The sequence below is a fragment of the Kiloniellales bacterium genome (assembly GCA_030064845.1).
In the GTDB taxonomy this organism is placed as follows: Bacteria; Pseudomonadota; Alphaproteobacteria; order Kiloniellales; family JAKSDN01; genus JASJEC01.
Window position 1 is genome coordinate 13,393 of the sequence record JASJEC010000047.1, and the last position, 14,602, is coordinate 27,994.

Sequence of the window (14,602 nt, forward strand, 5' to 3'; positions counted from 1 at the left end):
GTTCGCGCTACTTCGGGATGCTGCCCTCGACGCCCTCGACGTACCAGTCCATGCCGAGCAGCACCTCGTCGCTCAGGGTCTCGCCGGCCTTCGCCTTCAGCGTACCGTCCTGGCCCGTGATCGGGCCCTGGAAGGGGTGCAGCGTGCCGGCCTTGATCGCGGCCTCGGCGGCCTCGGCCTTTGCCACCACCTCGGCCGGGATGTCCTTGCTGTAGGGCGCCATCTCGACCATGCCGGTGTTCAGGCCGCCCCAGGTGTCGCCCGAGGTCCAGGTGCCGTCGGCCACCGCCTTGGCCCGCTCCACGTAGTAGCCGTCCCAGTTGTCGATGATCGCCGTGAGCTGCGCTTTGGGCGCGAAGGCGACCATGTCGGAGGCCTGGCCGACGCCGTAGACGCCGCGCTGCTCGGCGACCTGCAGCGGCGCCGGCGAGTCGGTGTGCTGCAGGACGATGTCGGCGCCCTGGTCGATCAGCGCCTTGGCGGCGTCGCCCTCCTTGCCCGGGTCGTACCAGGTGTTGACCCAGACGACCTTGACCGTGGCCTCGGGGTTGACCGTGCGCATACCCTGCATAAAGGCGTTGATGCCGCGCACCACCTCGGGGATCGGGAAGGACCCGATGTAGCCGATGGTGTTGGACTTGGTCATGTGGCCCGCCACGATGCCGGCGATGTAGCGGCCCTCGTAGAAGCGCGCCATGTAGGTCGCCACGTTGTCGGCCCGCTTGTAGCCGGTGGCGTGCTCGAACTTCACCTTGGGAAAGCGCTTGGCCACCTTGACGGTCGGGTTCATGAAGCCGAAGGAGGTGGTGAAGATCAGGTCGTGGCCGCCCGACGCCAGCTGGCGGATCACCCGCTCCGCGTCGGGGCCCTCGCTGACGCTCTCGACATAGGTGGTCTCGACCTTGTCGCCCATTGCCGCCTCGATCGCCAGGCGGCCGACGTCGTGGCGGTAGGTCCAGCCGTGATCGCCGATCGGACCGACGTAGACGAAGCCGACCTTGATCGGATCGGCGGCGCCCGCCGGCGCGGCGGCGAGTCCGGCAACGGCCGCGAGGGCCAGGAAGGCGCAGGCCGCCGAGAATTTCTTGAACATGTCTCTCTCCCCTATTCGAACGTTCCTGTTCACGCCGCCGGGTGGAACACCTTGCCCAGGCAGGCCGGCGCGTTCAGCCGCAGGCGCGCGCTGTCCCTGGAGATCAGCACCAGCACCAGGATGGTCGCAAGATAAGGCAGCATCGACAAGATCTGCGAGGGCACCTCGATGCCGATCCCCTGGGCGTGGAGCTGCAGGATGGTGACGCCGCCGAAAATATAGGCGCCGAGCAGCACCCGCGCCGGCTTCCAGGTCGAGAACACGACCAACGCCAGGGCGATCCAGCCGCGCCCCGCGGTCATGTTCTCGGCCCACATGGGCGTGTAGGCGAGCGAGAGGTAGGCGCCGCCCAGGCCGCTCATCAGCCCGCCGAACAGCACGGCGAGGTAGCGGGTGGCGATCACCGGATAGCCGATGGCGTGGGCCGCCTCCTGGTTCTCGCCGACCGCGCGCAAGACCAGGCCCGCCTTGGTCCGCGCCAGGAACCAGGCGACCAGGCCGACCATCAGGACCGAGAGGTAGACCAGCAGGTCGTGGCCGAAGACCAGGGGGCCCAGGACCGGCAGGTCGGAGAGCAGCGGCAGGTCCAGCTTGGGCAGGCCGGGGTAGGGCGTGCCGACGAAGCCGGCGCCTAGCAGCGCGCTCAGGCCGATGCCGAAGATGGTCAGCGCCAGGCCCGTCGCCACCTGGTTGGCCAGCAGCGACAGGGTCAGCACGCCGAACAGGAAGGCGAGGCCCATGCCGGCCAGCGCGCCGGCCAGGATCGCCAGGATCCAGCTGCCGGTCGTGACGCCGGCGGCGAAGGCGGCCACGGCGCCGATCAGCATCATGCCCTCGACGCCCAGGTTGAGGACGCCCGACTTCTCGGTCACCAGCTCGCCCAGGCCGGCCAGCAGCAGCGGCGTCGAGGCACCGATCACGGTCAGCAGGGTCGGCACGACCCAGGCCAGCTCGGCGCTCATGAGCCGGCCGCCGCGCTCGGCCGGTCGAAGCGGACCCGGTAGCGAATCAGGACGTCGCTCGCCAGCAGGAAGAACAGCAGCAGGCCCTGAAACACGCCGGTCACGGCCTGGGGCAGGCCGAGCTCGATCTGGACCGTCTCGCCGCCCAGGTAGGACAGCGCGACGATCAGCCCGGCCAGCAGGATTCCCAGCGGATGGAGGCGTCCCAGGAAGGCGACGATGATCGCCGTGAAGCCGTAGCCCGGCGAGACCGTCGGCATCAGCTGGCCGATCGGGCCCGAGACCTCGAACAGGCCGGCCAGCCCGGCCAGCCCGCCGGCGGCCAGCAGGGTCAGCCAGATCATGGCCTTGCGGCTGAAGCCGGCGAAGCCCGCGGCCTTGGGCGCGCCGCCAATCACCTTGATCTGGAAGCCGATCAGCGTCCGCGAGAGCAGGACCCAGGCGGCCGCGACGACGGCCAGGGCGATCAGCGCCCCGACGTGGAGGCGCGTGCCCTCCCAGATGATCGGCAGCACGGCGGCATCGTGGAACAGGCGCGATTCGGGGAAGTTGTAGCCCTCGGGGTCGCGCCAGGGGCCGTGCACCAGGGTGCTCAGCGCCAGAGTCGCGACGTAGGTCAGCATCAGGCTGGTAAGGATCTCGTTGGTGTCGAAGCGGGTCTTGAGCCAGGCGGGGAACGCCGCCCAGGCCATGCCTCCGAGAATGCCCGCGAGCATCATGGCGGGCAGCAGAAAGACGGACTGGGCGTCGTGGAACCAGAGCGCCAGGCCGCCGCCGGCGATCGCGCCCAGGGTCAGCTGGCCCTCGGCGCCGATATTCCAGACGTTGGCCCGGAAGCCCAGCGCCAGGCCGACGGCGCAGAGCACGATGGGCGTCGCCTTGACGAAGAGCTCGGAAAGCCCGTAGGCGGTGCTGACCGGGACCACGAAGAAGGTGTAGACCGCCTGCACCGGGTCCCGCCCCATCAGGCCGAACAGCAGCAGGCCGCTGGCGACCGTCAGCGCGACCGCCAGGACCGGCGTGACGTAGACCAGCCAGCGGGCGGCCTCGCCCCGGGGCTCAAGCCTCGGCAACATGGGTCGGAACGGCTTGCAGCGGCTCGGTGCCGTGCAGGCCGCCCATCAAGAGGCCGATCTCCTCGACCGAGACGGCGCGCGGGTCCAGGCTGGCGGAGAGCCGCCCTTCGGACATGACGAAGAAGCGGTCGCTGAGCGCCAGGATCTCGTCGAGGTCCTGGGAGATCACGACGATTGCGCTGCCGCGCTCGGCCAGCGCAACCAGGGCGGCGTGGATCGCCGCGGCCGCGCCGGCGTCCAGGCCCCAGGTCGGCTGGGCGACGATCATGAGGCGGGGCTCCTGCAGGATCTCCCGGCCGACGATGAACTTCTGAAGGTTGCCGCCCGACAGGCTGCCGGCGTCGGCCTCGATGCCCGCGGTGCGCACGTCGTAGTCCGCGATCACGCGGCGGGCGTAGGCGTCGCGCGCGCCGGCGCGCACCAGGCCGCCGGCGGTCAGGCCCATGCGCGCGTAGCCGCTGAGATAGGCGTTCTCGGCCAGGGTCAGGCCGGGCACGGCGCCGTGGCCGAGGCGCTGCTCCGGCACGAAGGCGGCGCCCAGCGCGCGGCGGGCGCGTGGGCCTCGGCGGCCGACCGGGCGGCCGAGCATGACCACGGATTCACCGTCCGCCGCCCGGGTCTCGCCGGTCAAGAGCGCCATCAGCTCGTTCTGGCCGTTGCCGGCGACCCCGGCGATGCCCACGATTTCGCCGGCCCGGGCCTCGAGCGCGATCCCTTCCAGGGCGACGCCGAAGCGCTCGGTGGCCGGTGCGTTCAGGGCGCGCACCGTCAGGAGCGCCTCGCCCGGGTTCTGGCCGGCCTTGTGGGCCGGCGGCCGCAGCTCCTCGCCGATCATCATCTGCGCCAGGTTGCGCGCCGACTCTCGGGTCGGGTCGCACTCGGCCACCACCCGGCCGGCGCGCAGGATCGTCGCGTGGTGGCACAGCGTCCGGATCTCCTCCAGCTTGTGGCTGATGTAGAGGATCGCGCAGCCCTCGCTGGCCAGGCGGTGCAGCGTCTCGAACAGGCGCTCGGCCTCCTGGGGTGTCAGTACCGAGGTCGGCTCGTCCATGATCAGCAGCCTGGGGTCCTGCAGCAGGCAGCGGACGATCTCGATCCGCTGGCGCTCGCCTACCGAGAGCGCATGCACCTCCCGCTCCGGGGCGAGCGGCAGGCCGTAGCTCTCGGAGATCCCGCGGATCCGTTCCGAGAGCGCCGCCAGGTCCTGCCGGCCCGGCAGGCCGAGCGCGATGTTCTCGGCCACGCTCAGCGCCTCGAACAGGGTGAAGTGCTGGAACACCATGCCGATGCCGAGCGCGCGCGCGGCCTTGGGGTCGAGCCCGCCGACCGGCCGGCCGTCCCAGTGGATCGTCCCCGAGTCCGGCTGCAGCAGGCCGTAGATGACCTTGACCAGGGTCGACTTGCCGGCGCCGTTCTCGCCGAGCAGGGCGTGGATCTCGCCGGGCATGACCCGGAGGCTGATACCGTCGTTGGCCTGGCAGCCGGGGAAGGCCTTGGAGATGCCGCGCAGCTCGAGCTGGGGCGTGCCGCCGTCCCGCCGCATCCGCATGAGCTCCTTCCCCAAACCGCCGCCGCGTTTCCCCCCGGTCGCGGCGGCCCCGCGCCATCAATACATGATCTTGTCTGGCTTATCCCGCCATTCCTCGAAAATTTGCCGCGCCTCGTCGAGCGGCATGTGCCGCATCGGGATGCTCCGCTCCGCGGGGCGCTTGGCGATCTCGCCGTAGATCGCCGCGTCGTCGAAGCCGATGCCGGCGGCGTCCTCGCGGGTATTGGCGTAGGTGATCCGGTCGAGCCGCGCCCAGTAGATAGCCGCCAGGCACATGGGGCAGGGCTCGCAGCTGCAGTAGATCTCGCAGCCCTCTAGGCTGAAGCGGCCCAGCTTGCGGCAGGCCTCGCGGATCGCCTGGACCTCGGCGTGGGCCGTCGGGTCGTTCAGCGAGGTCACCTGGTTGCCGGCCTCGGCCAGGATCTCGCCGCCGCGGGCGATCACGGCGCCGAAGGGGCCGCCCTGGCCCGCCCGCATGCGCGCCGCCGCCAGCGCGACGGCGCGGCCCATCAGCGCCCGGCCGTCGAGGACCATGCGCCTTCGGCCATTTCCCGCGCGGCCTGCTGCAGGGCCTCGGCGCGGCGCAGCAGGTCGGCCGCGACCGAAGCCGCGATCACCTCGGGCTCGTTGCCGCCGATGCCGGGCACGCCGATCGGGCACTCGAGGCGCTCGGCGGGCAGGCCCCGGGCGGTCAGCCGGCTGAGGAAGCGGGCGCGCTTGCTGCGCGAGCCGATCAGGCCGAGGTAGGCCGCGTCGCCGCGGCGCAGAACCGCCTCGCAGACCTCGAAGTCGATCGCGTGGCTGTGAGTCATGACCAGGAAGAGGCAGTCCGCCGGCGCCCGGTCGACCGCGTAGCGCTGGGGCTCGCAGAGCTCGGCTGTGGCGTTGGCCGGCAGCTCCGGCGGAAAGGCCTCGGCGCGGCTGTCGATCCAGGTGACCCGGAAGGGCAGGGGGGCGAGGGCCGTCACCAGGGCGCGGCCGACGTGGCCGGCCCCGAACAGGAAGAGCGGCTGCGCCGGGCGGTGAAGCCATTCGGCGACCCAGAAGCCGCCGTCCGCCTCCTCGTGCACCAGGACGCTCCGCTCGGCGCTCAGGCGGCCGGCCAGGGTCGACTCCCGCAGCTCCGTGCCGCTGAGGACCTGCTTGCCCGGGTCGCCGCCGCCGGTCAGCAGGACCGCCGGCTCCGCCGCCTCCAGGGGCTCGGCCGCGCGAGTGAGCCAGGCGAGGGCCGCGCCGTCGAGCGCCTCGAACAGCAGCTGCGCGCTGCCGCCGCAGCACTGGCCGAGCTGCGGCCCCAGGGGAAAGGTCTCGAGCGCCGGCCCGCCGCCGGACGAGAGCAGATCGCGGGCCTTCTGGATCGCCACGTACTCCAGCTGGCCGCCGCCTATGGTGCCGGCGATCCCCGTCTCGGTGACGATCATCTTGGTGCCCGCCTTGCGCGGGGTCGACCCCAGGGTCGCGACCACGGTGACCAGCGCCGTCCGCCCGCCGGCTTCGAGGACGCCTGTCAGTTCCGCGATCCAGTCGTTCATGTCTTTCTCTTCCCCGTCCGGTGGTCGCTCTCCGGCCCCTTATATGTTCGGGCAGGGCCCCCGTGTCGAGGTCTGCCGTCGCGGACTGGCCTCCCTGCGCACGCGCTGCTATGGAAATCGGCCATGATCCTCTACGGCCTCTACGGCTTCACCCATCACGGCTGGTCGAGGCTCCTGACGGTCATGGGGCCCGAGGGCGCCGAGGCGATCGCCGACCACATCGAGCCCGGCCCCGACATCTCCGCGGTGACGGGGGCGGGGCGTTTGCCGCAATACTATGAAAAGCGGAGCGGCGCTCTGGCCGGCCTGGTCGAGCGCTACCGGATCATCGTGCTGCAGCCGGCGGAATGGAACGCCAAGAAGGGCGAGCTGGGCGACGCCATCCTGTAGCGGCTGGCATTTTCGCGTTTCGGCATGGTGCTCTCCTGTGGCAGACTTCGCCCCTATCGGGCGTTTGAAGCGGGGAGTGAGGGCCAGGACATGCAGAAGTCGCTGTTGATCGATCCGGAGAAATGCACGAGCTGTCTCCAGTGCGAGATGGCCTGTTCGTTGCACCACGAGGGCAGCTTCAATCCCGCCAAGTCGCGCATCAAGGTCTTCGAGTTCGAGCACGGGCGGCACGCGATTCCCTACACCTGCACCCAGTGCGCCGAGGCCTGGTGCATGCACGCCTGCCCGGTGGAGGCGATCACCAAGAACCCCGCCACCGGCGCCATGGAGGTCAACGAGCAGACCTGCGTCGGCTGCAAGGTCTGCACCATCGCCTGTCCCTTCGGCACGGTGAACTACAACGCGGACACCGGCAAGGTGGTCAAGTGCGACCTCTGCGGCGGCGATCCCCAGTGCGCCGAGGCCTGCCCGACCGACGCGATCACCTACGTCGAGGCCGACTGGACCGGCTACGACCGCATGCAGGACTGGGCCCGCCGGACCTACGCCCGACCCGGCCAGTAGATGGAGTTCCTGGGGGTGTTCACCGCTGGCACGCCGCGATTGTCATGCCCGTGCTCGACCCGGGCATCCAGGCGTGCGGTTGCCCTGGATTGCCGGATCAAGTCCGGCAATGACAAAGGGGGAACCAGGGTTGTCCTCTCCAGAGGCGCCAAGCGACGCTCCGACGAAAGATCAGAACGCTAGGACAAGGAAAACCGACATGGGATGGCAGAGGAAGATCCTCCGCGTGGACCTGAGCAAGGGCACCAGCGAAATCGAGCCGCTCAACATGGAGTGGGCCAACGACTACCTGGGTGAGCGCGGCCTCGCGACCAAGTACCTGATGGAGAACATGGACCCCAAGGCCGATCCCATGGGGCCGGACAACGTGCTGATCTTCGCCACCGGCCCGCTGACCGGGACCATGGCCTCGACCAGCGGGCGCTACGCCGTGGTCACAAAGGGCCCGCTGACCGGCGCGATCGCCTGCTCCAACTCCGGTGGCAAGTTCGGCGCCGAGCTGAAATTCGCCGGCTACGACCTGCTGGTGATCCACGGCCGCTCGCCCAAGCCGGTCTATCTCCACATTGTCGACGATACGGTCGAGATCCTGCCGGCCGACGAGCTCTGGGGCGAGACCGTCTGGCACACCGAGGAGTGGCTCAAAGCGCAGCACCAGAACCCCCTCCTGAAGGTCGCCTCGATCGGCGTCGCCGGCGAGAAGGGCGTGCTCTACGCCTGCGTCGTCAACGATCTGCACCGGGCCGCCGGGCGCTCCGGCGTCGGCGCGGTCATGGGCTCGAAGAACCTCAAGGCCGTCGCGGTTCACGGCACGGTCGGCGTCAAGGTCGAGGACCCCAAGCGCTTCATGGCGGCGGTCCGGGAGACCAACCAGATGCTGGTCGAGAGCGAGGGGCGCAAGGACCTGACCGAAAACGGCACCAACTCCATGATCGATATGATGCAGGAGTTCGGCGGCCTGCCGACCCGCAATTTCAACGAGGTCCAGTTCGAGGGCACCGAGAAGATCAACCCGGCGGCCATGAAGGCGGTCGATACCTCGGGCCACCGCAACCTGCTGACCAACAAGGCCTGCTTCGGCTGCACCATCGCCTGCGGGCGCATCGCCCACATCCACGAGGACCACTTCACCATCGTCAACCGGCCCCAGTACCGCCACGCCTCCGGCGGCCTGGAGTACGAGACGGCCTACGCCTTCGGCCCGGTGGTCGGGGTCGACGACATCGATGCGCTGACCTTCGCCGGCTACATGATGAACGAGCACGGCATGGACCCGATCTCCTTCGGCGTCACCCTGGCCGCGGCCATGGAGCTCTACGAAATGGGCGTGCTGACCGACAAGGACACCGACGGCATCCCGCTCAACTTCGGCAATCCCGAGGCGCTCACCGTCATGGCCGAGAAGACCGGCAAGTACGAAGGCTTCGGCCAGGTGCTGGCCTTGGGCTCCAAGCGCATGACCGAGAAGTACGGCCACCCCGAGCTTTTCATGGGCGTCAAGGGCCAGGAGTTTGCCGGCTACGACTCCCGCGCGCTCCAGGGCATGGGCCTCGGCTACGCGACCAGCAACCGCGGCGCCTGCCACCTGAAGCACGATACCTTCGCCGAGGACATGGAAGACCAGACCGGGGCCGGCAAGGCCAAGCCCTGCAAGGAGTCCCAGGACAAGACCGCGGCGCTCGACTCGACCGGCATCTGCCTCTTCACCGGCTTCGGACCGGAAGAGCTCAGCAAGCTGGTCGACGCCGCCTGCGATGGCGACTGGTCGCCCGAGCGGATCGTCGAGAGCGGCGAGCGGACCTGGAACCTGGAGCGGCAGTTCAACCTGGCGGCCGGCCTGACCGCCAAGGACGACAGCCTGCCCAAGCGGCTGCTCGAGGTCCCGGCGCCCTCGGGCACCGCCAAGGGCAAGGTCGCCGAGCTCGGCAAGATGCTGCCGGAGTACTATGAGCTGCGCGGCTGGACGCCCGACGGCGTGCCGACCAACGAGACCATCGCGCGTCTGAAGCTGTAGAAGAGGAGGGACGGTCATGGAACACGTCATCATCGGTGCCGGCCCGGCCGGCGTTATCGCGGCCGAGACCCTGCGCCGCACCGACCCCTCGAGCAGCGTCACCCTGATCGGCGACGAGCCCGAGGCGCCCTATTCGCGCATGGCGATCCCCTACCTCCTGGCCGACGACATCGGCGAGGAAGGGACCCATCTGCGCCACGGCGAGGGCCACTACGACAAGCTGGGCATCGCGGTGAAGCAGGGCCGGGTCTCCAAGGTCGATGCCGATGCCAGGCGGCTCAGCCTGGAAGGCGGCGGCGACCTCGGCTACGACCGGCTCTTGATCGCCACCGGGTCCCACGCGATCCGGCCGCCGATCCCCGGCATGGACCTGCCCGGGGTGGAGAACTGCTGGACCCTGGAGGACACCCGCAAGATCATCGCGGCGACCAGGAAGGACAGCCGGGTGGTCCTGCTGGGTGCCGGCTTCATCGGCTGCATCGTGCTCGAGGCGCTGGCCCTGCGCGGCGTCAAGCTGACCGTGGTCGAGATGGCCGACCGCATGGTGCCGCGGATGATGGACGCGACCGGCGGCGAGATGATCAAGCGCTGGTGCGAGAGCAAGGGCGTCGCGGTCAGGACCTCGACCAGGGTGACCGGGATCGAGAAGAGTGCGGGCGGGCTCATGCTCTCGTTCGACAGCGGCGAGCCGCTCGAGGTCGACTTCGTGGTCAGCGCCACGGGCGTGCGGCCGAACATCGCCTTCCTCGAGGGCAGCGGCATCGAGACCGACATCGGCGTCCTGGTGAACCACAACCTGCAGAGCAGCCGGCCCGAGGTCTACGCCGCCGGCGACGTCGCCCAGGGGCCGGACTTCTCGACCGGCGAACGGCAGATCCACGCGATTCAGCCGACCGCGGCGGATCACGGCCGGATCGCCGCGCTCAACATGGCCGGGCAGACCACCGCCTACAAAGGCAGCCTCTCGATGAACGTGCTCAACACCCTGGGCCTGATCTCCAGCTCCTTCGGCCTCTGGATGGGTGTCGACGGCGGCCAGCAGGTCGAGGTGGTCGACAAGGAGCGCTTCAAGTACCTGAGGCTCTGCTTCCAGGACGACGTCGTGGTCGGCGCCCTGGCGCTGGGGTTGACCCAGCACGTCGGCGTGGTCCGCGGGCTGGTCCAGACCAAGGTCCGACTCGGCACCTGGAAGGAGCGGCTGATGAAGGACCCGCACCTGGTGATGGACGCCTATCTCGCCTGCACCCAGGGCCAGACGCCGCCCGGCGCCGCGGCCGCGTGAAGATCACCTTCAAGACGGCGGGCGGCCTGGTGCGCTTCCTGCCGCCCGGCAGCAAGGAGCGGACGGCCGAGATCGAGGTCGCGGCGGGCGCCACCCCGCTCGACGTCATCGCCCAGCTCGGCATGCCCAAGGACGGCAGCTACCTGGTGATCCACAACGGCAGCTCGGTGCCCCGCGCCGAGCGCGCCAGCCTGGTCCTGGCCGAGAACGACAGCCTCGCGATCATGCCGCCGCTGAAGGGCGGGTGAGATCGGTACCTGAGCTTACTAAGGGCTACGCGCTGTCGCCCGGCATCGTTTTCACGCGCTGCAGCCAGTCGTTCCAATCCGACTTTTTCGACAGCCTTAGCCACTAGAGCAGATCCGGGTTTGACTGAATCGCCGGAGGCGATCCATCAAACCTGGTGAATCTGCTCTAAACCTTCGATGTAGAGCGGATTCACATGTTTAGTTGGAAACCACGAAGTGGTTTCATCTAAACATGATCCGCTCCAGCGGCCGTTCGGCGGACAAGAGGCCCGTCTGAGAGAGACGACCCGCGATCAAATGAGATCAAAAAAACACCAATGCTAGGATCGCAGTGATTCCTGCGTAACCCAGTGGAACCGCCCAGCGGCAGATGCGATCCACACGGGCGCCAAGCGCTTCTCGGCCGCCGAGACGCATTCTCTCCATGCTCACGGCGAGGACGACGCCCGCCGCCAATACTAGGAAAGTGGCAATGATGAAGGCGTCCATCAGCGTCAGGTAGTCGACCTCCGGAACGTTGTCCAGGAGGACAAAATAGTAGGCGACCACGCTGAGGATGCCGATGAAGTTGATGTTGAGGCGATCGGACAGGGATTCCTCGTCCATCCAGAACACGCTCCACGTCAGGGAGACCAGCACGACGAGCGGAAAGATGATGCTGACCATGAGGTGGATGGGCCGCCGCTTGATCTGAACGGTCACCACGAACTCGGAGATCTCAGCCTTTGACTCGTCGAAGTAGGCGATTTCGACGGGCCGCTCCGCCATCAGCACCCCGCGCCGTTCCCAGTCGGCGACGCCCAAGTTCTGGTTCCAGGTTTGGGCAAGCCTGTCGTCGGCGATCAAGACGACCTCATCGCGCTTGTAGACGAAGGGATGAAAGAAGATCTCGAGATCCTGCTTGTCAAAGGGGAATCGCCGCAAATCCATGGGTGTTTCCGCTTTGGCGGAGAATATCTCCGAGTATGCGACCCGGCCATCCGGCCAGATGCTGATCGCCATGTTCGTTATCGCGCGATCGCCGATGCCGTTGGGCATGTTCAGGGTCAGCCACCAGCCCTCGAAGAGTTCCTTGACGGCGAAGTCGCCCTGGTAGATCCGCCGGGGCGTGCGGGAATAGTCTCCCGGGACCCAACTTGTCATCCCGACATCGGCCGGCGCATAGGCCAACCGCGGGTCCATCCACTCCATGTAGATGGCACCCTCGAAGTCGATCGTCTCCTCTTGCTCGTTGACATCGCTAATGTTGAGCAGATTGAAGCCGATCAGCACTTCCACGGGCCCGTCACCCGGCGGTGTACCGCCCAGATATGGCCCTTCCTGCGCCCGAGCCGAAATCGCGGCGAGAGCGACAAGCAGGCCGGCCGCCAGAGCCTTCAAAGCGGGATAGGACACTGACGACAAGACGGCTCGCATCTTACCCCTCTACCCCTGTTGGCCGGTCCCGACGACGGTTTCCCCAAGCCACTTATACCAAGATCCCTGCGGTGAAATGGGGCCTTATCCTTGTCTTTTGGTACAAGCCGGGATTCGCCATTTGCAGGCCTTCCAAATACCGTGCCGCCGGCCAAGGTGCCGATCAACCGACTCTGCACCCGTCCGGCCCGCTGGAGAGTCGGCGCCAGGGCCGTAGAGTGGATCATCAGCCATCCGGCGCCGAGGGTCGGATCGAGGAACTCTTCGCCGATTCCGGCCTGGTCGATGTCGAGATCCGCAAGATTGCCGCACCGATGGTCATGGAAAGCGCCGCCGATCGCCTGCCGTTCGAGCAGGAATCCTTAGGCGCTCTGAATCAGATGCTCGGCAAGATCGATTAGGCCGGCAAGCAGGCGGCCTGGCAGTAGGTCGGCGAGGCGCTCTAAGCCTTCGAGAACGGCGGGGGCTTCGAGGGACCCTGCACCATGATCGTCGCGACGGGCCGAAAAGCCTGAGCCGGGCAGGGCGGCTCGGACCAGCACGCGGGCGCGGTAAACGCGGCTTAACTCCGCCTCGAAGCTCAAAATTAAGGGACTAGTCCTATAATATTAATAAGGGTCATGGAGCCCGCGTCTCCCTCCGGGGGGCGCCGGGCGGCAAGGGGCGAGGACGCGCTAGACACATGCCGGGTGATTTCTCTCGGGGCAAGGACTTGCTGGTCGAAAGCCGGCTCTCGGGGTCGTCCGGGATCGAGTTCGAGGACGATTTTCTCCCGCAGACCGCACCCGACAGCTGGACGGACCGGCTGGATGCCCACGACGAGCCGGTTATCGCCAACCTCTGGACCGAGGTCTTTCTGACCGAGAAGCGCATGCAAGCCGTGTCGGACTGGGTCGATTCACTGCAGGACGGCAGGGCCGAGACCGGCGCCGAGCAGGACCCGATGCTCCTCGCCGCGGTCGACGTCTTCAGCTGGTAGGCCCTTTCCCCTAGAGCGGTCAGGTCAAGAAACTCAGCGGTGGCTAAGCGGACTCGCTCAGCTTCGGGCGCGTGCCGGTCTTGGCCGGAGCCCTCGTTCTCTCCACCGGGGACCGCCGTGACCCTGTGCAGATCCGAACGACGCCTTGCTGCTTGAGCTTGAGAGCGAAGTCGAGGGGGACCTCAAGGGTCTCATTCCTTTGCAAAATCATCCCCGCGACGACGCAATCGTCCAGTACCTGGACCTTGACCATCCGAGCCTCCTGCCCCATCCCCGAATAGATGCAATATTGCATGTTTGTGTCGGACGGCCAAATCCGCCGCAGGCGGCCGCCACGGTCTCAGCCGCCGTCCGGTCTTGCCTTCCTGCCCAGCTCGACGACCCGGCCCGCGGTTTCCTCGGGCTTCATGCCGAAGCCCTGGCGCACCTTGATATTGCGCAGGATGACCTCGAGACAGGTCTTGTCCTCGAAGCTGCCGGCCCCTGGGTCCTCGTAGCGCGCCTTGAGGGTTCGGAAGAGCTCCAGCTCGTTCGGCGTCAGCCGGTCCTCGACCGCCGCGACCTCGTCGAGCAGCCGCTTGACCTCGGCGAAATCGGTCAGCTTGAACATGGGCGGAAGGCTCCCGGGCAGATGGTTTCTGTAGGGCGATTGTCGCAGCCATCGGCCGGGACGCCAAGGGAGCCCCATCGGCACCCGAGGTAAGGGTCAGGCCGCTATCCGCGCCAGGCCGGCGCCCGCTCTGGCTCACGCTTTCTTGAACGCGGTGCCGCCGCGGTCGCCGTTCGGCCCCCGATCAGTGACTTGTCTCGGGCGCGGCCCGAGACAATATCCAGGCTCGGCCACTCAAGTAAGGGGTGTCGGCCTCATCTGACAACTGTCGCGATGGCGAGGGATGAACCGAATACGGGCGCTCGTTTTCCTTGTTTTCGCTGCTTCCTTCGCGGTTCCCGCGCAGGCGGACGAGGAGGCCATTCGGGCCGAGCATCTGACCGCCGGGCTGGTGGCCGAGAACGCGGCCACGCGGCCGGGCGACACGGTGACCGTGGCGCTTCACCTGGCCATGACCCCCGGATGGCACACCTACTGGCGCAATCCGGGCGACTCCGGCCAGCCGCCGACGCTCGTCTGGGACGCGCCGGAGGGTGTCGAAGTCTCGCCATCGGAATGGCCGGCGCCGGAGCGCATACCCTATGGGTCGCTGGTGAACTTCGGCTACTCGGACGAGACGGCCCTGCTGTTCAAGGTGAAGGTGCCGTCGGACTGGCCGGCGGGCCGGCCCCTGCCACTGTCGGCCGAGGCGGAGATCCTGGTCTGCGAGGACATCTGCATTCCCGTCACCGGGCGCCTCGCCACCGGCATAGCAACCGGCACGGAGAGCCTGGCCGACCCCGCGACCGCACCGCTTCTCGCCAAGGCCCGCGCCGAGCAGCCGCTCGATTCCCCCTGGCCGGTGGTGGCAGCGGCCGGCGAGGGGCACGTGGCGCTGACCTTGCGCG

16 protein-coding genes are annotated in these 14,602 nt (G+C 68.1%); 8 read left to right on the plus strand and 8 right to left on the minus strand.

Translation table 11 applies throughout. The features are described from left to right. Positions 1-7: 7 nt before the first annotated feature. Genes QNJ67_15485 through xdhC form a run of 6 tightly spaced genes read right to left on the minus strand, consistent with a single transcriptional unit; the run spans position 8 to position 6,212 of the window. Entirely contained in the window at positions 8-1,093 is a 1,086-nt protein-coding gene (locus tag QNJ67_15485; protein ID MDJ0610378.1) for a BMP family ABC transporter substrate-binding protein, read from the minus strand. 29 nt (positions 1,094-1,122) lie between these two features. After that, positions 1,123-2,055: an ABC transporter permease gene (locus QNJ67_15490; GenBank protein ID MDJ0610379.1), complete on the minus strand. Its 933-nt coding sequence runs from the start codon at positions 2,053-2,055 to the stop codon at positions 1,123-1,125. Beyond that, positions 2,052-3,131, minus strand: a complete 1,080-nt coding sequence (locus QNJ67_15495) for an ABC transporter permease (protein MDJ0610380.1) — start codon at positions 3,129-3,131, stop codon at positions 2,052-2,054. Before QNJ67_15495 ends, QNJ67_15490 begins: the two co-directional genes overlap by 4 nt. Then, complete coding sequence (locus tag QNJ67_15500) at positions 3,115-4,680, minus strand: ABC transporter ATP-binding protein (protein ID MDJ0610381.1); 1,566 nt, start codon at positions 4,678-4,680, stop codon at positions 3,115-3,117. Before QNJ67_15500 ends, QNJ67_15495 begins: the two co-directional genes overlap by 17 nt. Before the next feature lie 57 nt (positions 4,681-4,737). Beyond that, complete coding sequence (locus QNJ67_15505; GenBank protein ID MDJ0610382.1) at positions 4,738-5,214, minus strand: nucleoside deaminase; 477 nt, start codon at positions 5,212-5,214, stop codon at positions 4,738-4,740. Further along, positions 5,190-6,212: a xanthine dehydrogenase accessory protein XdhC gene (xdhC, locus tag QNJ67_15510; GenBank protein ID MDJ0610383.1), complete on the minus strand. Its 1,023-nt coding sequence runs from the start codon at positions 6,210-6,212 to the stop codon at positions 5,190-5,192. The genes QNJ67_15505 and xdhC overlap by 25 nt, the downstream gene beginning before the upstream one ends. A gap of 123 nt (positions 6,213-6,335) precedes the next feature. Here xdhC and QNJ67_15515 point away from each other — a divergent pair, with 123 nt between their 5' ends. The 5 genes from QNJ67_15515 to QNJ67_15535 all read left to right on the plus strand — a co-directional run bounded on the left by QNJ67_15515 (position 6,336) and on the right by QNJ67_15535 (position 10,710). Beyond that, positions 6,336-6,602, plus strand: coding sequence for a hypothetical protein (locus QNJ67_15515; protein MDJ0610384.1), 267 nt, complete (start codon positions 6,336-6,338; stop codon positions 6,600-6,602). A 90-nt stretch (positions 6,603-6,692) separates the two neighbouring features. Next, on the plus strand, positions 6,693-7,166 hold the full coding sequence (locus QNJ67_15520) for a 4Fe-4S dicluster domain-containing protein (protein MDJ0610385.1): 474 nt from the start codon (positions 6,693-6,695) through the stop codon (positions 7,164-7,166). Positions 7,167-7,365: 199 nt separating this feature from the next. Next, positions 7,366-9,180: an aldehyde ferredoxin oxidoreductase family protein gene (locus tag QNJ67_15525; protein ID MDJ0610386.1), complete on the plus strand. Its 1,815-nt coding sequence runs from the start codon at positions 7,366-7,368 to the stop codon at positions 9,178-9,180. Positions 9,181-9,196: 16 nt separating this feature from the next. Then, positions 9,197-10,462 carry an FAD-dependent oxidoreductase gene (locus tag QNJ67_15530; GenBank protein ID MDJ0610387.1) on the plus strand — a complete coding sequence of 422 codons (1,266 nt, stop codon included), beginning with the start codon at positions 9,197-9,199 and terminating at the stop codon, positions 10,460-10,462. Further along, a complete protein-coding gene (locus QNJ67_15535; GenBank protein ID MDJ0610388.1) occupies positions 10,459-10,710 on the plus strand; it encodes a MoaD/ThiS family protein in 252 nt (83 codons plus the stop codon). The genes QNJ67_15530 and QNJ67_15535 overlap by 4 nt, the downstream gene beginning before the upstream one ends. A 303-nt stretch (positions 10,711-11,013) precedes the next feature. Here QNJ67_15535 and QNJ67_15540 read toward each other — a convergent pair whose 3' ends face one another. Continuing rightward, positions 11,014-12,126, minus strand: a complete 1,113-nt coding sequence (locus tag QNJ67_15540) for a hypothetical protein (GenBank protein MDJ0610389.1) — start codon at positions 12,124-12,126, stop codon at positions 11,014-11,016. Positions 12,127-12,197: 71 nt separating this feature from the next. On the opposite strand from QNJ67_15540, the gene QNJ67_15545 reads away from it, so the two are divergent. Further along, positions 12,198-12,527, plus strand: a complete 330-nt coding sequence (locus tag QNJ67_15545) for a hypothetical protein (GenBank protein MDJ0610390.1) — start codon at positions 12,198-12,200, stop codon at positions 12,525-12,527. A 281-nt stretch (positions 12,528-12,808) separates the two neighbouring features. Then, on the plus strand, positions 12,809-13,105 hold the full coding sequence (locus QNJ67_15550) for a hypothetical protein (protein MDJ0610391.1): 297 nt from the start codon (positions 12,809-12,811) through the stop codon (positions 13,103-13,105). Positions 13,106-13,445: 340 nt separating this feature from the next. Here QNJ67_15550 and QNJ67_15555 read toward each other — a convergent pair whose 3' ends face one another. Beyond that, positions 13,446-13,715 carry a hypothetical protein gene (locus QNJ67_15555; protein ID MDJ0610392.1) on the minus strand — a complete coding sequence of 90 codons (270 nt, stop codon included), beginning with the start codon at positions 13,713-13,715 and terminating at the stop codon, positions 13,446-13,448. A gap of 283 nt (positions 13,716-13,998) precedes the next feature. Here QNJ67_15555 and QNJ67_15560 point away from each other — a divergent pair. Continuing rightward, on the plus strand, positions 13,999-14,602 hold a 604-nt coding region (locus tag QNJ67_15560), incomplete at its 3' end, for a protein-disulfide reductase DsbD family protein (protein ID MDJ0610393.1).